We start from the raw sequence: 19,050 nt of genomic DNA on the forward strand, positions 1-19,050 counted from the left end.
TGGCTGTCAGTGGTGTGAACCCGGGCAGTTCAGCGACGTCGGCGTCGGTTTATCTTCATCTCTGCGGGAGCGGTTGTTACTTTCGGCAGTTCACCCTCCGGCACCGGCGGCTGCTCAATCGGAAACACCGGCAGTGCTCCCAGCAGCCTGGCACCGTAACGCTTACTCAGTAGCCGCCGGTCATAAATCACAATTTCACCGTAGCATTCATGGCTGCGGATCAGCCTGCCCACCTGCTGGATCAGGTTGAAGGATGCGCTGGGCAGGCTCTGTACCTCAAACGGATAGCGCTTCAGGCTTTTCAGCCACTCACCTTCGGTCAAAATAACCGGGCTGTCCACGGGAGGAAATGCAATTTTATGAATATGCACCTGCGACAGCAGTTCACCTTTTAAATCCAGCCCCTCGGCAAAAGATTGCAGGCCAATCAGAATACTGGTTTTACCCTGTTCCACCGTCTTGCGGTGCAGGGCGATCAATGCCGGACGGGGTTTGTCCCCCTGCACCAGCATCATCAGCCGCAGTTCGGGCAGATAAGCAATAAACTGCTGCATCGCCCGGCCACTGGCAAACAGCACCAGAATGCCTTTGTGCTCAGCCTGTTTAATCTGCTGGCGAAAAAAATGCGCCATCTCCGCCAGATGCTCGCTTTCACTGGCCAGCGCCGGTTCATAGCGCATCTGCGGAATAATCAGCCTGCCCTGTTCAATGTGATTAAAGGGTGAATCCAGCGCCACAAAGCGATCGTCCGCTTTCTCACTCAGTCCGGACAGCTCCTGCAAACGCTGGAAGCTGCTTAAAGAACGCAGGGTGGCGGAAGTCAGTACCACATGGGGAATTTTGCGCCACAGCAGCTTTTCCAGCTGCTCACTGACGCGAATACCGGCGCAGTGAAAGCTGAGGTGCGCACTGCCCTCACGGATATCCCGCGTGGCCCATTTCGAGACGGGCGCGCCGGAAGCCTGTTCCAGCGCGGCCAGCCGCCACAGCTTGCTGCTGGCTTCAAACCAGCCCAGCGCACGGTTCATCTGCAACAACGCACGATGCAGCCTGACCACGTCAAACTGCCCGGTTTTGTCGCTCAGATCGTTGACGAAGGCTTCCGCCAGCCCACGCAGACCATCGCTGAGTCTGAACAGTCGGGCGCACAACTGTTGCACCTCTTCGGGCAGGCGTCCCATCTCGAAACGATACTCCCCTTCCTGATTGTCTGGTGGTAGCCACTGCACCAGTATCTGCGACAGCTGCTGCAACTGCTCACGCAGCTCATCGCAGTGCCCTTTCAGCCGCTCCGGCACGCTCAGCGCCGGAGGCCTTTTTGGCCGGAACTGAGCCATACACTGCTCCACCAGCCGACAGAACAGATCAAGCTGAACGCCGTACCAGCCCGGCGTGATTTCGCCACTCATCTCCAGCGCATCACGGGCCACGTCCGGCAGATGATGCCCCTCATCCAGCACCAGCAGCAGATTTTTGGCCGGCGGCAGCACCGATTCCGTCTCCAGCGCCGCCATCACCAGCGAATGATTAGCCACCACCACATCCGCCTGTTCAATTTCCCGCCGCGCCACGTAAAACGGACATTCGCGAAACCAGTGGCAGCTACTGCCGAGACAGTTGGCCTTATCGGTGCTGAGGCGCTGCCAGAGCGAATCCTCAATCGACTCGTCACAGTGATCGCGCAGGCCGTCCCACTGATACCGTTTCAGCTCGCTCTCCAGCTGTGTGCACCGCGCCCGCTCATCCTTGCTGGCGGTCATCGCATCATCCAGAAACAGCAGCAAATCGCCCTGTTTTTCCTCGTCGGTTGCCAGCGCCGACAGATTGCGCGGGCAAACATAGCGCCCACGACCAAAGGCAGCGGTAAAGCGCAGATCGGGAATGATTTTCCTCAGCAGCGGCAGGTCTTTACTGTAGATCTGATCCTGTAACGCCACATTGGCGGTGCTGACCACCAGCGGCTTTTCCTGTTCGCGGCTGACCGCAATACCCGGTATCAGATAGGAGAGGGTTTTGCCCACGCCGGTGGGTGCCTCAATCGCCAGATGACGGCCCTCTTCTCCGGCCAGCGTCCTGGCCACCGCCGCAATCATCTGCCGTTGCGGGGCGCGGGGGATAAAATCCGGGATCTGCTGCTGGAGGGCTTTGTACCATCCGGCAATTTGCGCTTTTAACGCGGTATTCAGCGCCATAACAACCACTTTTCACCAAAACAGACTGTATTTTTACACAGTATTTCTTCGGCGTCAGCCAGTTCCGACTATTCCTTCGGCCCGGCTCGCAATTTAACCTGGTCACGAAAGGCGCGGATCAGCGTTTCGCGGCTGCGGCCACGGCGAAAAATCAGTGAAAACGGTGCCCGATAGCTGAACTGCTGCGGCAAGAGTGTCCGCAGCTGTCCCTGTTCTACCCAGCAGCGGGCATAATGCTCCGGCAGGTAGCCGATATAACGACCGGAGAGGATCAGAATCAGCTGCGCCTCCATGCTTTCGACCGAGGCGGCGCTGGCCTTAAAGCCACGGCGTGACAGCTCCGCAGCATTCCAGTAGCTGCGGGTGACAAATCCACAATCCGCCAGGTCTTCGATCTTTTCATCACTTACGGCATACAGCGGGTGGCGGTTGCTACAGTAGAGCCAGTGCTGCTCATCATGCAGCGGCAGGCTCAGCAGATTACTGACATTAACCGGAAAGTGACCCATTGCCAGATCCAGCCGATTATCCAGCACCTGCTGTTGCAATTCGTTCGGGCTGCTGACCGTGAGATTCAGATAGATAGCAGGAAAGCGTTCGCTGAACTGGCTGATTATCCCGGCTAATGCCAGCTCTCGGTCGGTGGTGGTCGAATCCACCACGCCAACAGAAAATACGCCACCCTGCTCCGCCTTCAGGCCGTCAACCTGGCTGGCAAAGTCTGTCAGCGTTGCCAGTAACTGGTGACAGTAGTGCAGAAACTGCTCACCTTTGGGCGTCAGCGCAAATCCGCTGCGCCCACGCTGACAAAGAATGAAGCCCAGCTGATGTTCCAGTTCACTCATATAGCCGCTGATAGCAGGGGTGGTCATGTTCAGCGCCTGCTGGGCGCGGGAATAGCCCTGACAGCGCACCACGGTGGTAAATATGGTCAGAAGTTTCAGGTTGGGCAGACGACCAGCATTCACGGCATTTTCCTTCGGGGTAAAAAAGACAGTTAAGTAATCTCTGAACTGATTATTTGCTGTCAATGATTTTTCTGTGACGGCTGCCGCCCGACAATGGGTTCTGTTCAGCAGATATCCGGAACGTCAGATGACAGATAACCAGCGCGATGATGTTTTTTTTCAGCCACAAAGCGGTAATGAGATGCCGCGTTTTGCCGGGCGCGGCACCATGATGCGCCTGCCCGCCGTCGAACATCCGCACGGTCTGGACGCGGCTTTTATAGGTGTGCCGCTGGATACCGGCACCTCACAGCGCGCCGGGACGCGTTACGGTCCCAGAGCGATTCGTGCGGATTCGGTGATGATCCGCCCTTACAATATGGCGACCGGCGCAGCGCCTTTTGATTCCCTCCAGGTCGCCGATCTGGGGGATGTGCCGATCAATCCTTACAGTCTGCATAAGTCTGTGCAGATTATTGAGGATTACTACAGCCGTCTGAATGATTTTCCGCTGATCCCTCTCACCCTGGGGGGCGACCATACGCTGACGCTGCCGGTGTTGCGGGCGTTGGTGAAAAAACATGGACCGCTGGGATTGATTCATGTGGATGCCCATACCGACACCAATGATGAAATGTTCGGGGAAAAAATCGCGCACGGCACTCCGTTTCGCCGTGCGGTCGAAGAGGGTTTGCTGGATGTTAATCGCGTGGTGCAGATTGGTCAGCGTGCCCAGGGCTATGACGCCGGGGACTTTCAGTGGGGCATTGATCAGGGCTTCGAGCTGATCCCAGCCGAAAAATGCTGGTATCAGTCGTTAGCACCGTTGATGGCAAGGGTGCGACAGCGGATGGGCAGCCAGCCGGTGTATCTCTCTTATGATATTGACAGCTTTGACCCCGCCTGGGCACCGGGGACCGGCACGCCGGAAGTCGGCGGCCTGACGTCGGTTCAGGGGTTGGAGATCGTGCGTGGCTGCCGTGGGCTGAATCTGATCGGTGCCGATCTGGTTGAAGTCTCACCGCCGTATGATATCAGTGGCACCACCTCGCAACTGGCGGCGAATATGCTCTATGAGATGCTTTGTATCTTACCCGGCGTGAAATATAACGGGTGACGCAAGGTGGCAGCGCGCCGAACAGGTTACCGCTGCCGCCAGCCGTTGGCTCAGAAAGCGTACCCCATCCCCACGTTGAAACCGCTCATGGTATATCTGCGGCCTTCAATACTTTTACGACTGCCTTCGTAGCCCAGATCGAGCACCAGATAATGGGTAGGATTAATTTGCAGACCGCCGCCCCAGGCAAAGCCGGTGGCGTGTTTCAGGCTGTGGAGAGTATCGTCACCCTCATACAGGCGCGCACCGCTACGATCGCGAAGCGGAGAGTAGCTGACCTGCGCATTATTGACCCCGGCCAGGGCGTACAGGCTGACATGGCGGTTGATGCGATAAGTCGGCCCGACCAGTAAGCTGGTGGTTTTTACCCGCAGATTGTTTTTCACCGTGTTGCCGGTGCTGCTCAGCGCGTCGTATGCATCACTGCCTGAGACAAAACTGAAGGAGCCGATCAGGCCGTAGCGTTCAGTGAATTCGTAGCGGTATTTCAGGTTGATACCGGCGAAGTGGTTGAAATGCTTCACTTCCTGATAAGCGTATCCGGCGGAAAGAGAGTGTGTTTCAGCCTGTGCGGTCCCCATCAAAAAAATGGCAGCCACGGCTGCCGATGAAAGCCTCTTCAACATGTGCAATATCCTTATCATTGAGTCCATTTAACCGGGCGGAATAAGCTCACCCGCTTCTCTCCGGAACAGATCCACAGCCAGAGAATAAACCACAGGGAAAACCCGTCAGGGCCTGTTCTGGTGCGGCAACTTTAGGGAATATGCCCTGCTGACGCAATGGTTTCTGGATATTTTTCAGACAATTGCCCGCCGTTACGGCATCGGTGCCGTCGCACTAACCAGCCTCACCGTGCTACAGCATCAGCGCGCCGCCTGCCCGCCCGCCATTTTGTACATCACCGTGGTGCCCTCCAGCTCTCCACTGGTCGACAGCGCAAAGTCAGGTATTCTGCCGCTGATTTGCCACCCTTCGCGCAGGTAGAGCTGCTCTGCCACGTCTCCGCTGCGTGTATCCAGCACCAGCAGGGTTTTGCCTGCCTCTGCCGCCCGCCGTTCTGCCTGGCGTAACAGCTCACGGGCAATTCCCTGCCGACGAGCTTCCGGATGCACCAGCAATTTGGCAATTTCCGCCCGGTGTTCACCGTTAGGCATCATCCCCAGCACCAGAATCACCGTGCCGACGATACGGCCATGATGCCGGGCAACCAGCAACTGTTTATCCCCATCGGTCAGGCTGGCAACCACCCCCTGCCAGAACCTTTTCATCGGCTGTTGATCGATGCTGATAAAGCCGACGCTGGCACCCTCTGCCACGCAACCACTCAGGACATGCAGCAGCGAGGGCAGCTCGGCTGCGGCCTCGTCACTGTTCAGATATTGATAGCTCACATCACGCATTATTCCGCCTCAGACTTGTGGGTATGATAACTTTCCGAAAAAAATTAACCCGCCTGACGACAGGATGTACAGGGAAAAAAGCAGCCCGGCTAACTTGTACAGATAAATAATAGTTGTACAACCTGGCTAAGTCCGCTACGGTTTAATCAGTCAGGTCAGTAAAGAGGACGTTTATGGCACTGTACAGTATTGGTGACGTTGCCGAACGCTGTGGAATTAACCCGGTCACCCTTCGGGCGTGGCAACGTCGTTACGGGTTATTAAAACCGCAGCGTACCGAAGGCGGTCACCGTCAGTTTGACGATGAGGATATTCAGCGCATTGAGGACATTAAGCGCTGGATTGAAAGCGGTGTTCCCGTCGGGAAAGTAAAAGCCCTGATTGAGGGCCAAATCATTAATGAAAATGATGAATGGTCGGCGACACAGGAAGAGCTTATCAGCCTGCTTCGCCTGGCCAGACCGGCTAAGCTGAGAGCCAGAATCGCGGCTCTGGGGCGAGAAACCCCCGTAGATCTGCTTATTGACCGCGTTTTCATTCCGCTAAGACAGCGACTGGGACTGGATCAAAATACCGCAAGAACTATGTGCAGTTTACTGGATGGTGCTTTAATTGGTTATGTCGCCTTCTGTTTAACCGGATGCAGGAAGAAAGCCGGTCACGATGCACTGATTATGGGTTGGGGAGCAGAAGACCGGACGCGCATCTGGCTGGAAGCCTGGCGGCTTTCGCAGCAGGGGTGGCGCATGGATGTTCTGGCTGAACCGCTGGAACTCCCCCGGCCTGACCTCTTTCCCGGCCAGCATGTTTTTCTTTTTACCGGCAAGCCACTGACCCGACGTCAGCAGGAGCAGCTAAGCCTCTGGCAGGAGCAGGGATTACTGGTAGCCTCTCAGGGCAACTGAGGAGGAGTATGACTCAGCAGGCGACGTTAGAAAGACTGGTGACCCTTTATCAGCAGCTGGACAAAATCGATTTAAGCCAACTGGCAGAGATTTATCACGACGATATCTGCCTTATCGATCCTGTTGCTGAACACATCCGTCTGCACGTGGTGGAAAACTACTTCGCCTCCCTGCTTAACAACCTGCATTACTGCCGGTTTGAGGTGAGTGAATGCCACCTTTTTAACGGCACTGCATTACTGATCTGGCAAATGATCTATGCCCATCCGGCTCTGCAACGCGGTAGTGAACAGCATCTGTCTGGTAGCAGCCACCTGCGCTTTCGCGATGAAAAAATCATTTTTCAGCGGGACTACTACGACATGGGGGCCATGTTGTATGAAAAAATTCCCGTGCTGGGATCGGTAATCAGGCAGCTCAAAAAGAGGTTACAACCATGAAACGCGTTCTGATTACCGGCGCAAGCTCCGGGATTGGCTATCAGCTGGCGCTGGATTATGCCAGCGAAGGCTGGCATGTCACGGCTTGCGGCCGTAGCACCAGCAAATTAGAGACGCTGCATGAGAAGTTCAGCAGCATCAGGTTATGTGAATTTGACATCACTGATCTTGCGCAAACCCGCCAGGCACTGGACGGCAAAAGCGCCGACCTGGTCATCTTATGTGCCGGAACCTGTGAATACCTGAATGATGGCGAAGTCGAAGCAGAGAAAGTCCATCGGGTAATGAACGCCAATTTTAACGGCCCGGTTAACTGTCTTGATGCGTTGCTGCCACAGCTGGCACCGGGCAGTCGTGTGGCGCTGGTCGGTTCAACCGCCTGCCTGGTCCCTCTGCCGCGGGCCGAAGCCTATGGGGCATCCAAAGCGGCGCTGGCTTATTTTGCGCGCAGTCTGGCACAGGATCTGAAAGCCAGACAAATTGCTATCAGTCTGGTGCTGCCCGGTTTTGTCGATACGCCCCTGACCCGACGCAACGATTTTGCCATGCCGATGATCGTCAACGTCGAACAGGCCTCGCGCTACATCCGTCGGGGTCTGGCAAAAGGTAAAGCAGAATTCGCCTTCCCGCGCCTGTTCTCCATTATTCTGCGCGTCACTTCCCGGCTGCCCTATGCATTACAACGTCTTCTTACTCAACAGATAGCGAGGTAAAAGTTGAAAACAGCCATTATCGGCAGTGGTATTGCCGGGCTCAGCTGTGCGTGGAAACTGGCCTCACGGGCCGATGTTCACCTGTTTGAAGCCGGTAAAACGCTGGGCGGTCACACTGCGACGGTGGATGTTGAAGTAAATGGTCAACACTGGGCGGTTGATACCGGCTTCATTGTTTTTAACGATCGTACCTACCCGCAATTTAATGCACTGCTGGCGGAGCTGGGGCTGGAAGGTCAGCCCACTGAGATGAGTTTTTCCGTACGTAATCTTCACAGCGGGCTGGAGTATAACGGTCATTCACTCAGCAGCCTGTTTGCCCAGCGTCGTAACCTGCTACGCCCCTCTTTCTGGCGATTTCTCAGCGAAATCGTCCGTTTCAACCGCAGTGGTAAGCAGTGGCTGACGACGCATCAGCAGACAGTCGGGCATCAGGATACGCTGGAGAATTTCCTGCAACAGGAGAATTTCAGCCCATTTTTTATCGGCCACTATATTCTGCCGATGGGCGCGGCTATCTGGTCCTGCTCAGTCGGTGAAGTGCGCCAGATGCCGCTGAGCCTGTTTCTGCACTTTTTCAATCATCACGGTCTGCTCGACTTAACCCGTCGCCCGCAATGGTACGTTATCCCCGGCGGCTCACGTGAATATATCCGCAGGCTGATGGCGTTGATCGGTGACCAGCTTACCGTCCACCTCGATACGCCGGTGCTGCGGGTTGAACGTCATGCTGAAGGGGTGACGTTGCACAGCGCGGCGGGCAGCGAGGCATTTGACCAGGTCATTTTCGCCTGTCACAGCGACCAGACGCTGAACCTGCTCAGCGACGCGACTGCCGAAGAGCAGCAGATGCTGGCAGGTGTTCCTTACAGCGCCAGTGAAGTGGTGCTGCATACTGACACCCGCCTGTTGCCGGAAAACCGTCGCGCCTGGGCCAGCTGGAATTATCGTCTGGATACGGCACAGCGTGAGGATGACCACCGGGGGGCGACGGTGACTTACAATATGAACCGCTTGCAGGGCCTGCAGGCGCCGGTCACCTTCTGCGTCACGCTGAATGCCGCAGAACAGATCGATGCCGGTAAAATCCTTGGCCGCTATGTTTATCACCATCCTCAGTTTGGCCTGCAAAGTCTGCTGACCCAGCAATCCCGCCTGTTGCTGAATGGCGTAAATCGTAGCTGGTACTGTGGTGCCTGGAGCTATAACGGTTTTCATGAAGATGGCATTCGCAGTGGCCTTGATGTGGTTGCCGCAATGGAACGGGCAGGCCTGCTGTGAACAGCGCACTTTATCGCGGTCATGTCCGCCATCGCCGCTTTATGCCGGTTGAACATCAGTTCAGCTACCGCCTGTTTATGCTGCTTATTGACCCCGACGAACTGCCGAAGTTACGCAGCGTCGGCATCCGCGAGGGTAAATTTTCAGCGGCGTCGTTCTGCGCCGCTGACTATCTGGGCGGTGGCAATATCAGAGAGCAGGCACAGGCGCGCATTGCCGAATTAACCGGCGAACGGCTGACCGGGCGGGTGATGTTGCTGACCCAGCTACGCTATTTTGGCTGCTCGTTTAATCCGGTGAATTTTTACTATCTCTATGATGAGCAGGAGCAGCTGCGCTGGATGCTGGCCGAAGTGCGTAACACGCCGTGGAATGAACGACACACCTATGCGGTTAACCCTGACGGGCGTGAAACCACGCAGAAGACCTTTCACGTCTCGCCCTTTAACCCACTGGATATGCTTTATCACTGGCGGCTGTCGGCACCGGGAAAATCGCTGTCAGTGCACATTGAAAATCATCGGGCGGGCAAAGCATTTGATGCCACCCTGCATCTTCGCCATCAACCGCTGAACCGAAAAACGCTGCGTTATCATCTCTGGCGGTTTCCACTTATCACCCTGCGCAATGCGCTGGCAATCTACTGGCAGGCATGGAAACTGTGGCGTAAAGGCGCACCGGTTTATCCCCATCCCGGATCGGAGAAATAACTGATGTATCCACCTGAGCTCACCTGCACCTCTCGCGCCGATTCGGGCAAACGGTTATCCACCTCGCGGCGGTTAATTTTCTCGCTGCTACAGCACATTAAGGGAGCCGGTCTGCATCTGCGCGATCCCCATCTCGGCAGCCGTTTTTTTGGCGAACCGGGGGCAACGTTACAGGCTGAAGTCAGCGTGCATCACTCCCGCGTTTATCGTCGGATCCTCGGCGGTGGCAGCATCGCCGCAGCGGAAACCTTTATGGATGGTGACTGGGACTCGCCCGACCTCACGGCGGTGATTCAGGTGCTGGCAACCAATATCAGCGTGGTCGATAAGCTGGGTTCACGCTTCAGCCTGCTACCCGCGTTGATAAATAAAACCCGCCATCTGTTGCGTCACAACAGCGTCCGTCAGGCGCAGCGTAATATCGCCGCGCACTATGATTTGGGTAACGATTTTTACCGCACGTTTCTCGACCCGTCGATGCTTTACTCCAGCGCCTGGTATCAACAACCAGAGATGTCACTGGAACAGGCGCAGCAGGCGAAGATGCGCCGCTTATGCGACCAGCTGGCGCTGACCTGTGACGATCATTTGCTGGAAATCGGCACCGGCTGGGGCGCGCTGGCAGAATTCGCCGCACGGGAGTATGGCTGTCGCGTCACCACCACCACCATTTCACAGGAGCAGTATGATTTCAGCTGTCGACGTATCGCTGAGGCGGGGCTGAGTGAGCGGGTGACAATCCTGAAGGAAGATTATCGCCATCTGCGTGGTCAGTATGACAAGCTGGTGTCGGTAGAGATGATTGAAGCGGTCGGTCAGCACTATATTCCGTTGTTCTTTGCCCGCTGCAACCAGCTTCTGAAGCCTGGCGGACGGCTGGCATTACAGGCCATTACCATCAGCGAGGCGCGCTATGCCAGCTATGCCCGCAACGTCGATTTTATCCAACGCTATATCTTCCCCGGTGGGTTTCTTCCTGCGCTGAGTCTGCTGGAAAAAAACCTCGCCGAAAACCGGTTCGAGCTGCACTGCCGCCTGGATATCGGAGCGGACTATGCCCGCACCTTACAGGCCTGGCGGGAGCGCTTCGAGGCGGCCTGGCACCCGTTGCAGAACGGACGTCTTGATGCGCATTTCCGCCGAATGTGGCTGTTTTACTTATGCTATTGCGAAGCCGGGTTTCTTGCGGAAACCATAGGCACGGTGCAACTGACCGCCACGCGGAAATAATGCGGCTTAACCGGAGGTGAATAATGTGGAAATCCCTGTTACTGGCCGCCAGTCTGCTGCTGAGCGGCTGCGGTGTGGAGGTCGAAAATTATCAGCAGGCGTTGCCAAAAATCGATATTTTCAGCTGGTTCAGCGGTGACTCCCGCGCCTGGGGAATGGTGCAGGATTACCGGGGCAGACAGATTCGCCGTTTCGAGGTTGCTATCCATGGCACCGTGAGCGGCGATACGCTGACGCTGGACGAACACTTTGTTTATGACGATGGCGAAAAACAGACCCGTCGCTGGCAGATCCGCAAACAGGCCGATGGCAGCTACACCGGCACCGCCGGGGATATTATCGGCACGGCCACCGGCAAAACCGCAGGCAACGCCTTTAACTGGCGCTATACCATGACGGTAAAAACCGCCTCCGGCAGCCACACGCTCAATTTCGATGACTGGATTTTTCAACAGGACGCTCAGCACCTGATGAATGTCACCTCAATGAAAAAATTTGGTATTGAAGTGGCCCGCGTCACGCTGTTTTTTAACAAAGCGCACGATGCAGGGTAATAAAAAGTCGGCAAAGGCTTAACCCTGCATCAGCAATGGCGCTATAATTCGCGCTCTTTTCGCTTCAGCTTAAACGGGCAACGGCATGAACTGGCAAAAAATAGCAGTGATCTCTCTCTTCCTGATGATGGCCCTTGGCGGCATCGGCGGCGTGATGCTTACCGGTTATACCATTCTGATCCGCTCTTAGGCTCCCCGGGGCCGGAAAATAAGGCCACGTACAGGCCAGACAAAACAGCCGCCAGGCTCCCTTCGCTCAGCCTGCCAGCCGCTGTGCGGTAAAACGTTGCAGTTCCGCCGGGATACGCGGGAAGGTATATAAAAACCAGGGCGTAAAACGCTCAGGATGCCGTTCCGTTTCCTGTTGAATCTCCGCCAGTGACGACCAGCGCCACCCGTCTGCTTCTTCAGGATTGGGTACAGGCTGCTCATCGCTGTGGGCAAAAAAGACATGACCGTATTCGTGTTCAGTCAGGCCGTTGTTTAACTTAAGGTTATAGCTCAGTTCAAACACCGGGCAGAGGGGGATTTGCAGCCCCATCTCCTCACGCAAACGACGCTCTGCCGCATGTTGAGCAGATTCATGGGGATAAGGATGACCGCAGGTGGTATTACTCCATAATCCGCCGCAGTGGTATTTACCGGTGGCGCGCTGTTGCAATAACAGCTGATGGCGTGAATTGAACACATAAACGGTGACGGCGCGATGCAGTAACCCTTTCTGGTGCACTTCGAGCTTTTCCATTCTGCCAATGGCACGATCGTTACCATCAACCAGAACCACTTCAATCGCAGACATGCAGACTCCTCTAAACGTCGTCCGCATAGTGTGGCATATCCTGCAACAGGCCGACGGGAAAATTCGTGCAATTTTGTGACAAAACGGCAGGCTGAAACAGCACCGCGGGGAGATTCAGCCCGACCTGCCGCTGGCAGGCCGGGCCGGAGGTCAGAGTTTAAAGCTGCTGACTACACGCTCAAGTTGAACACTCTGCTCTTCCATCGCCTGGGCGGCGGCAGAAACCTGCTCCACCAGCGAGGCGTTCTGCTGGGTGCTGCTGTCGAGCTGGTTGATGGCGGTGTTGATCTGATCGATGCCCATACTTTGTTCACGGCTGGCTGACATGATTTCGGCCATCAGCGTGGTCACGCTGCTGACGCCGTTCATCAGTTCATCCATGGTGCTGCCCGCTTCCTGCACCAACAGGCTGCCGTGGTCGATATTGGCAACCGACTCTTCAATCAGCTTTTTAATCTCACGGGCGGAGTTTGCTGAACGCTGAGCGAGGTTACGCACTTCAGAAGCCACCACGGCAAAACCACGCCCCTGTTCACCCGCACGGGCGGCTTCCACCGCAGCGTTAAGGGCAAGGATGTTGGTCTGGAAGGCAATGCTGTCGATAACGCCGATGATATCAACCACTTTGCGTGAAGAGGTATTGATTTCGCCCATGGTGGTAACCACCTGTTTCACCACGTTGGAGCCACGCTCTGCCACGCGGGACGCGTCTCCGGCCAGCTGGTTTGCATGGGTGGCGTTATCCGCATTCTGCCGCACGGTGCCGGTCAGCTGCTCCATTGAAGCGGCAGTTTCCACAATTGAACTGGACTGGTCTTCGGTACGGGCAGAGAGATCGAGGTTACCACTGGCAATTTCTTTCGAGGCCGAGGTGATCGCCAGCGCACTGTCACCCACCTGACGCAACAGGCCCTGAAGGTAACTGATAAAGTTGTTAAAACTCTGCGCCACCGCGTCAAATTCCGGGCTGCCGCTGGCAGGCAGACGACGGGTTAAATCAGCACCGCCGGAAGAGAGCGCGATAATGTTGTCATTCAGTCCGCTGAGGCGTTTCATCATTGCGCGCACAGAGCCCAGCACCACCAGCAGCAGCAGAATTGCCAGCGGGATTTGCACCAGCCCCAGCCGGGTCAGGATAGCGTTGCTCTGTTTTGACAACAGCGCGGTGGGCACATCACTGGCGATATACCAGGGGCTGCCGCTGATTTGCTGAACAAACAGCGTGTGGTCGCCGTCTTTACCTTCGTAGTTGCTTTGCACCGGGCCTGATGCCGCCTGCCCTAACAGGGCGCGCAGCGGCGTGGCCATCGGCACAGAAAGCTCGCTCAGATTACGCAGGGTTGGCGTGGCATCCACCAGGCTGGCATCCCCCACCACTTTCCCGTCGGCTTCCACAATCAGCACCTGCCCCTGCACCGCGCTGCTCATCTCTTTCGCCAGATGGTTAAAGAAACCCAGCGTCACGTCGATGGTCGCCACGCCCCATGCGCTGCCATTGCGATAAATGCCCATTGCACAGTTGGTACGGGGCTGCGGGCTGGCGGCGTCCTGATAGGCTTTCGCCCAGGCACACTGCCCTTTTGCCGCTGCCATACCATCTTTATACCAGGGCTGTTCGTAATAATTCGGCGCTTCGGCGGAGTTCCAGAAGGTGTTGACCTGCAACGTATTGCTGCTGTCGCGCGCGAAGAAAGTACTGAATTTATCTTTTGCCGGGTCACGCAGTTTTGGCAGAGGCCAGATACCGCCACCAAAGACGTTGACGTCCTGGTACTGGTTAACCAGCGCCGGTAAAACTTTATCAATGGTGTCGCTGTCCAGCACGGCTACGGTTTCGGTAATGCTGCGCTGCTGCGCCTGAATACGGTTCATCATATCGGTGATACGTGAGCCAATCGTATCGACTTCATAACGCACCAGCCGACTCTCACTGGTCGTGAGCTGAGGCGCTACAAATATTTTTATCACCACTACCGTGATCAACAGCAGCAACACGAAGAAGCTGATGATCAGGAGGGTAAATCTGCCCTGGGTAGTTTTTAACATGGAGAGCCTCGTTAAACTCAATAAGGCATAATTGCCTGATCGAATTAACGGCGCGCCGATGGCTTTCTTGAGGTGATCCTGCTCACAAACCGCAGATTTTACGCTGGCTGTCCAACAGGCTGCATCGCCCGGTGTGCCGCCGGGAAACGGCGGGTTTCCGCCACGCGCATCCAGCGCCGGGCCGCTGGCCGCACAGGGCATGACTGGAGGCTATCCCGCAGCAAAAACATCGCGGTTGCGGGTTAGCGGTTCTGGATAAAAAAGGGGACGAAGCCTTCGTCCCCTGTGGCGGCACCCAGCGAGTGGGTGCCTGAAGATGAGTTCTGCACGGCGTGACGTTCAGAAAGCCGCAGTAGCCACTTGTTCTACTGCGCTTCTGGCCGCAAACAGCCAGAGGGTGCACCTCACAGATAGTCAAATTCCGCGCTGTTGGTGCGGGCGGAATCCAGCCCAATCATCACCCTGAATTTGCCCGGTTCAGCCACCTGCTGCATCTTCGCGTTCCAGAACATCAGCGCCTGCACATCAATCGGGAAGGTCACCGTCTGCGTTTCACCGGCCTTCAGCATAATACGCTTAAAGCCTTTCAGCTCTTTCACCGGACGGCTGATGCTGGCCACTTCATCGTTAAGATAGAGCTGCACCACGGTGGCACCGTCGCGTTTGCCGGTGTTGGTAACCGTGACGCTGGCGTTGAGCGTGCCGTTGCGCGGCATCGTTTTGGCCGACAGCGTCACCGGCGATACCCGGAAGGTGGTATAGCTCAGACCGTAGCCGAACGGGAACAGCGGACCGTTGGCGGCATCATAGTAGTGCGAGGTGTATTTGTTCGGTTTTTCCGCGTCATAAGGACGACCGGTGTTGAGATGGTTGTAGTAAATCGGAATTTGCCCGACAGAGCGTGGGAATGACATCGGCAGCTTGCCTGACGGGTTGTAGTCACCAAACAGCACATCGGCAATGGCATTACCGCCTTCCGTGCCGCTGAACCAGGTCTCCAGCAGCGCATCTGCCTGCATATTTTCCTTCACCAGCGCCAGCGGACGCCCGTTCATCAGCACCAGAACCAGCGGTTTCCCGGTGGCTTTCAGCGCGTCAATCAGCGCCAGCTGGCTCGGAGGGATGGTGATATCACTGCGGCTGGACGCCTCATGCGCCATACCCTGCGCCTCACCGACCACCGCCACCACCACATCGGATTTTTTCGCCGTCGCCACCGCCTCATCCAGCATAGCCTGCGGCGAACGGGGATCGACAACCACCGCTTTTTCGTAAAGGTTAAGGAAGTCCTGTATGCCTTTATTGTCCGTTACGTTGGCCCCTTTGGCATACAGCACGGTGGCTTTGCCGGCGGTGGCATTTTTCAGCCCCTGCAACACGCTGACCGACTGTGAGGCGACGCCTGCCGCTGACCAGCTGCCCATGATGTCACGCTGGCTGTCGGCCAGCGGGCCAATCAACGCAATGGTGCCGGACTTTTTCAGCGGCAGCGTATCCAGCCGGTTTTTCAGCAGCACCATACTTTTGCGCGCCACGTCGCGTGCTTCCTCACGATGCAGACGGCTCTCGGCATTGGTATCCTTTGGATCGCTCTCTTTCGGCCCCAGATGGCTGTAGGGATCGTTAAACAGGCCCATATCATACTTGACGTTCAGCACATGGCGGGTGGCGTCATCAATTTCCTGTTCACTGACTGCGCCACTCTTCACCAGGTCCGGCAGATATTTGCTGTAGTATTCATCGCTCATGCTCATGTTGACGCCGGACTGAATGGCAATGCGCACCGCCTCTTTCGGATCGCTGGCCACGCCATGTTTGATCAGCTCTTTGATCGCGCCGTGATCGCTGATGGTAATGCCTTTGAATTTCCAGTCATGACGCAGCAGATCTTTCAGCAGCCAGCTGTCTGCGGTTGCCGGCACGCCATTCAGTGAATTAAGCGCCACCATCACCCCGCCACTGCCCGCATCCAGTGCGGCTTTATAGGGTGGCAGATAATCCTGCGCCAGTCGTTGTGGGCTCATGTCAACGGTGTTGTAATCGCGCCCGCCTTCCACCGCGCCGTATGCGGCAAAGTGCTTAACGCTGGTCATCACCGAATAACGGTCGGCCGGGCTTTTACCCTGCATTGACATCACCAGCGCACGGCCCATCTGTGACGTCAGGTACGTGTCCTCGCCCAGTCCTTCCGAAACCCGGCCCCAACGCGGCTCACGGGTGACATCCACCATCGGCGCCCAGGTCATATTCAGTCCGTCGTCTGCCGCTTCATAAGCAGAAATCCGTCCCACCTGTGATACTGCATCCAGATCCCAGCTGGCAGCCAGCGCCAGCGGAATAGGAAATACGGTGCGATGACCATGGACCACGTCATAGGCAAAGAACAGCGGGATCTTCAGGCGGCTGAGCTGCATCACCTGATCCTGCATGGCACGGATATCCTCCCGGGTGACGGTATTGAAAATGGCACCGACCTGCTCGTGCTTAATCATCTCGCGGATCGCTTCTTTCGGGTTATCCGGCCCTACGCTGATTAACCGCAGCTGGCCGATTTTTTCGTCCAGGGTCATTTTTTTCAGCAGGTCCGTGACGAAGGCATCGCGGGCTTCCGGGGTCAGGGCGTGGGGGGCAGGCCGTTCTTCAGCAAAAGCCGGCTGCATAATGAGGGCGGCAGCAAGGCTGACAGAGCAAATCCATTTCATCAGATTGGTTTCTCTCAAATAGCGGCAAAAACAGGGAGTTATTGTGTTACAGGATTGTAAGGCGCTCAGTGTGCCATAAGTTGAGGATAGCAGATAGTTTTCCGCACACGGCTGCGAGACGGATCTGATTTTCAGGAGAAAGTCTTGTCCACGGATTACACATCTACCAGCAGCAATGATTAATCCTGGTTGTAAATGGCTGCTCCATCGCTTTCACCCAATCAGGCTTCAGCAAGGCTGACCAGGAAAGCACAGGGTGGCTCATGTTAACCGGGTTCCCCTCAAAGCGAACTTCCGCTTCACACGCAGGCGGTGTGAAAACGCACACCATGAACGGAGGTGGGTGAATTTATGGAAAATCCTCAACAGAAGGTCTGGCTGGTAAGATTCAAATTTTACTCAGCGACGCGGTTTAATCTCCATTTTTCGCTTTAACTACCTACAGAACACGTTTTCACACAGCCTGCACTCAACGCAGGCTTGCAGATTTTATTTTTACTGGTGAAAACTTTCAGCTCATTGGTGAGCTGATATAAAAATCAATATAACAACCTTATCGTTAGTTTCTGATTTTACAATTACAGAATTTATTGCACCCTTATTGATTCAGGACCGTTGAGGTTTTTTTGAATTGTCATCAATATGTTTTTATCAATGCAATTTGCATCTTCTTTAAGAGATGTAAAGCATAAAAGATCGGACGTTTCAGTGCTGAGTCGGTTGTCATTATCAGGTATTTTTTTATAGACCCCGTCAAATGACCATATTGTAATGATATATCTTCCCTCATTGTCTTTTTTAGGGAAATTAAATTTATTTTGTATTTCATCTCTGTTTTTTTTCCACCACTCCCTCTTACCATATTCACTGAGCGGGAAGTTTTTCACCAAAATAAATGTAGAAATCTTATCCTGGTAAACCGCAACAACCTGGACAGGTAAAAGGAATCTATATAACAATACAACCAACAAAGTAAAAGTCGAAACGAACAAAAGTTTTTTAACCAGCTTCATTTCCGCTCTCCAGAGATTTCTATTGTCGTTTTCATATTAGTGAAGAACGGCTGAAAACCTAAACCATTCCATCGCTGAAGAACAAACCATATACGAAATGCACGTAAATAGTGAAACTTACGATTCATAATGTCTTTTTTATCCAAGCCGAAGTGGTCCTGACCTTTATATAGCAGTTTCGCATGGTAAGTATTATTATCTATCTTAATCTCTGAAATCTGGATATTGGTAGCATATACATCATGGACAGACATCCCCATACCATTAAAAAAATCTTTCCAGCGGTTAAATTTTGGCAAAACAGAGACACTTAACGCCTCCCTTATTACCTCCACGCCAGAACTATCCAGACACCCCTTGTCCCAGTTTATATTTTCCTTCAGGCTTTCTTCAATTATATAAAGAGAACTACTTTTATTTTTACGGGCAGAAATAATTTTCTCCCTGTAGGCCATATCAAGAAGTAGACTGGAAAATGCTTTTCCCCGCCCACTGTAGAAATGCTTCACCAAACCAGTAAACAACTGTCGCTGCCCGAAATAGTATGCTGGTATGGACAGGCGTAAAAACTCCTGAAAGAGCAATGTGGCTGTTTCTGCTTTAGATTTAGGACGAGACTTTCTGAAAGCACTGAAAAGCGAAACCTCTTCACCTGTCCACGGATTGACGACATCTGACACGTCATCCAGTCCAAAATCCTGCCTGAGCTGCTTTGCGGTCAGGTCACCATAGCGCATGTCATCTGCGCTGTAATCGTTAAACCTGTGCTGTGTCTGATAAATTGTATAAGGAAACTGCAATGCTGACATAACCAATCCTTGTAATGACAGTACTGTTGATTTTGCGGTTAAAAAACCGATGTACTTTAAACGAGAGGAAAATGAAATAAAACATTGGCAGGTAAAAATAGGAGTCTGCCCGGATTTAAGCAGTATATTTCCTGAGATATATATCGCAGGGTGATCATGGTCACGTAATATGGACACGGCCCTGAGCGA

At 54.6% G+C, this 19,050-nt stretch carries 18 protein-coding genes; 9 read left to right on the forward strand and 9 right to left on the reverse strand.

Annotated elements, in window-relative coordinates:
* Nucleotides 1-29 precede the first annotated feature (29 nt).
* Together dinG and BG55_RS20195 are read right to left on the reverse strand one after the other, a co-directional pair.
* The gene (gene dinG, locus BG55_RS20190; RefSeq protein WP_034941444.1) at nt 30-2,192 is read right to left on the reverse strand and encodes an ATP-dependent DNA helicase DinG; all 2,163 of its coding nucleotides are present in this window, start codon (nt 2,190-2,192) and stop codon (nt 30-32) included.
* A 68-nt stretch (nt 2,193-2,260) separates the two neighbouring features.
* On the reverse strand, nt 2,261-3,160 hold the full coding sequence (locus tag BG55_RS20195) for a LysR family transcriptional regulator (RefSeq protein ID WP_034941855.1): 900 nt from the start codon (nt 3,158-3,160) through the stop codon (nt 2,261-2,263).
* Nucleotides 3,161-3,287: 127 nt separating this feature from the next.
* Between BG55_RS20195 and speB the strand changes: the two genes are divergently transcribed.
* Nucleotides 3,288-4,256 carry an agmatinase gene (gene speB, locus BG55_RS20200; RefSeq protein ID WP_034941446.1) on the forward strand — a complete coding sequence of 323 codons (969 nt, stop codon included), beginning with the start codon at nt 3,288-3,290 and terminating at the stop codon, nt 4,254-4,256.
* A 50-nt stretch (nt 4,257-4,306) separates the two neighbouring features.
* On the opposite strand, the gene BG55_RS20205 is transcribed toward speB, so the two are convergent.
* Both BG55_RS20205 and BG55_RS20210 read right to left on the reverse strand, forming a co-directional pair.
* Complete coding sequence (locus BG55_RS20205; protein WP_034941448.1) at nt 4,307-4,882, reverse strand: Ail/Lom family outer membrane beta-barrel protein; 576 nt, start codon at nt 4,880-4,882, stop codon at nt 4,307-4,309.
* Nucleotides 4,883-5,122: 240 nt separating this feature from the next.
* On the reverse strand, nt 5,123-5,659 hold the full coding sequence (locus tag BG55_RS20210; RefSeq protein WP_034941449.1) for a GNAT family N-acetyltransferase: 537 nt from the start codon (nt 5,657-5,659) through the stop codon (nt 5,123-5,125).
* Between the two features lie 173 nt (nt 5,660-5,832).
* Between BG55_RS20210 and BG55_RS20215 the strand changes: the two genes are divergently transcribed.
* The 8 genes from BG55_RS20215 (at nt 5,833) to BG55_RS22160 (ending at nt 11,682) form a co-directional block, all read left to right on the forward strand.
* Nucleotides 5,833-6,564, forward strand: a complete 732-nt coding sequence (locus tag BG55_RS20215) for a MerR family transcriptional regulator (RefSeq protein WP_034941451.1) — start codon at nt 5,833-5,835, stop codon at nt 6,562-6,564.
* Between the two features lie 8 nt (nt 6,565-6,572).
* Entirely contained in the window at nt 6,573-7,004 is a 432-nt protein-coding gene (locus BG55_RS20220; RefSeq protein ID WP_034941452.1) for a nuclear transport factor 2 family protein, read from the forward strand.
* On the forward strand, nt 7,001-7,717 hold the full coding sequence (locus BG55_RS20225; protein WP_034941454.1) for an SDR family NAD(P)-dependent oxidoreductase: 717 nt from the start codon (nt 7,001-7,003) through the stop codon (nt 7,715-7,717). The genes BG55_RS20220 and BG55_RS20225 overlap by 4 nt, the downstream gene beginning before the upstream one ends.
* A gap of 3 nt (nt 7,718-7,720) precedes the next feature.
* A complete protein-coding gene (locus BG55_RS20230; RefSeq protein ID WP_034941455.1) occupies nt 7,721-8,998 on the forward strand; it encodes an NAD(P)/FAD-dependent oxidoreductase in 1,278 nt (425 codons plus the stop codon).
* Nucleotides 8,995-9,708 (forward strand): DUF1365 domain-containing protein, encoded by a 714-nt coding sequence (locus BG55_RS20235; protein ID WP_034941456.1) that lies wholly within the window; start codon nt 8,995-8,997, stop codon nt 9,706-9,708. Before BG55_RS20230 ends, BG55_RS20235 begins: the two co-directional genes overlap by 4 nt.
* Nucleotides 9,709-9,711: 3 nt before the next feature.
* Entirely contained in the window at nt 9,712-10,938 is a 1,227-nt protein-coding gene (locus tag BG55_RS20240) for an SAM-dependent methyltransferase (protein WP_034941457.1), read from the forward strand.
* Between the two features lie 23 nt (nt 10,939-10,961).
* Nucleotides 10,962-11,492, forward strand: coding sequence for a DUF3833 domain-containing protein (locus tag BG55_RS20245; protein WP_034941458.1), 531 nt, complete (start codon nt 10,962-10,964; stop codon nt 11,490-11,492).
* An 85-nt stretch (nt 11,493-11,577) separates the two neighbouring features.
* The gene (locus BG55_RS22160; protein ID WP_034941461.1) at nt 11,578-11,682 is read left to right on the forward strand and encodes a protein YohO; all 105 of its coding nucleotides are present in this window, start codon (nt 11,578-11,580) and stop codon (nt 11,680-11,682) included.
* A gap of 66 nt (nt 11,683-11,748) precedes the next feature.
* Here the strand turns inward: BG55_RS22160 and idi are convergent, their stop codons facing one another.
* From idi to BG55_RS20275, 5 genes are all read right to left on the reverse strand, one after another.
* Nucleotides 11,749-12,291 (reverse strand): isopentenyl-diphosphate Delta-isomerase, encoded by a 543-nt coding sequence (gene idi / locus BG55_RS20255; RefSeq protein WP_034941462.1) that lies wholly within the window; start codon nt 12,289-12,291, stop codon nt 11,749-11,751.
* Nucleotides 12,292-12,441: 150 nt separating this feature from the next.
* Entirely contained in the window at nt 12,442-14,337 is a 1,896-nt protein-coding gene (locus tag BG55_RS20260; protein WP_034941857.1) for a methyl-accepting chemotaxis protein, read from the reverse strand.
* 404 nt (nt 14,338-14,741) lie between these two features.
* On the reverse strand, nt 14,742-17,039 hold the full coding sequence (gene bglX, locus BG55_RS20265) for a beta-glucosidase BglX (RefSeq protein WP_034941463.1): 2,298 nt from the start codon (nt 17,037-17,039) through the stop codon (nt 14,742-14,744).
* 587 nt (nt 17,040-17,626) lie between these two features.
* Entirely contained in the window at nt 17,627-18,052 is a 426-nt protein-coding gene (locus BG55_RS20270; RefSeq protein ID WP_052018971.1) for a DUF943 family protein, read from the reverse strand.
* Entirely contained in the window at nt 18,049-18,861 is an 813-nt protein-coding gene (locus tag BG55_RS20275) for a DUF3289 family protein (RefSeq protein ID WP_034941464.1), read from the reverse strand. Before BG55_RS20275 ends, BG55_RS20270 begins: the two co-directional genes overlap by 4 nt.
* Nucleotides 18,862-19,050: the final 189 nt, after the last annotated feature.

Origin of the sequence: Erwinia mallotivora, from assembly GCF_000590885.1 — a bacterium.
Lineage (GTDB): Bacteria > Pseudomonadota > Gammaproteobacteria > Enterobacterales > Enterobacteriaceae > Erwinia > Erwinia mallotivora.

Coding starts and splice junctions, on each gene's coding strand:
- dinG (WP_034941444.1), bottom strand. CDS start 2,192: ATGGCGCTGAATACCGCGTTAAAAGCGCAAATTGCCGGATGGTACAAA.
- speB (WP_034941446.1), top strand. CDS start 3,288: ATGACAGATAACCAGCGCGATGATGTTTTTTTTCAGCCACAAAGCGGT.
- BG55_RS20205 (WP_034941448.1), bottom strand. CDS start 4,882: ATGTTGAAGAGGCTTTCATCGGCAGCCGTGGCTGCCATTTTTTTGATG.
- BG55_RS20210 (WP_034941449.1), bottom strand. CDS start 5,659: ATGCGTGATGTGAGCTATCAATATCTGAACAGTGACGAGGCCGCAGCC.
- BG55_RS20215 (WP_034941451.1), top strand. CDS start 5,833: ATGGCACTGTACAGTATTGGTGACGTTGCCGAACGCTGTGGAATTAAC.
- BG55_RS20220 (WP_034941452.1), top strand. CDS start 6,573: ATGACTCAGCAGGCGACGTTAGAAAGACTGGTGACCCTTTATCAGCAG.
- BG55_RS20225 (WP_034941454.1), top strand. CDS start 7,001: ATGAAACGCGTTCTGATTACCGGCGCAAGCTCCGGGATTGGCTATCAG.
- BG55_RS20240 (WP_034941457.1), top strand. CDS start 9,712: ATGTATCCACCTGAGCTCACCTGCACCTCTCGCGCCGATTCGGGCAAA.
- BG55_RS20245 (WP_034941458.1), top strand. CDS start 10,962: ATGTGGAAATCCCTGTTACTGGCCGCCAGTCTGCTGCTGAGCGGCTGC.
- BG55_RS22160 (WP_034941461.1), top strand. CDS start 11,578: ATGAACTGGCAAAAAATAGCAGTGATCTCTCTCTTCCTGATGATGGCC.
- idi (WP_034941462.1), bottom strand. CDS start 12,291: ATGTCTGCGATTGAAGTGGTTCTGGTTGATGGTAACGATCGTGCCATT.
- BG55_RS20260 (WP_034941857.1), bottom strand. CDS start 14,337: ATGTTAAAAACTACCCAGGGCAGATTTACCCTCCTGATCATCAGCTTC.
- bglX (WP_034941463.1), bottom strand. CDS start 17,039: ATGAAATGGATTTGCTCTGTCAGCCTTGCTGCCGCCCTCATTATGCAG.
- BG55_RS20270 (WP_052018971.1), bottom strand. CDS start 18,052: ATGAAGCTGGTTAAAAAACTTTTGTTCGTTTCGACTTTTACTTTGTTG.
- BG55_RS20275 (WP_034941464.1), bottom strand. CDS start 18,861: ATGTCAGCATTGCAGTTTCCTTATACAATTTATCAGACACAGCACAGG.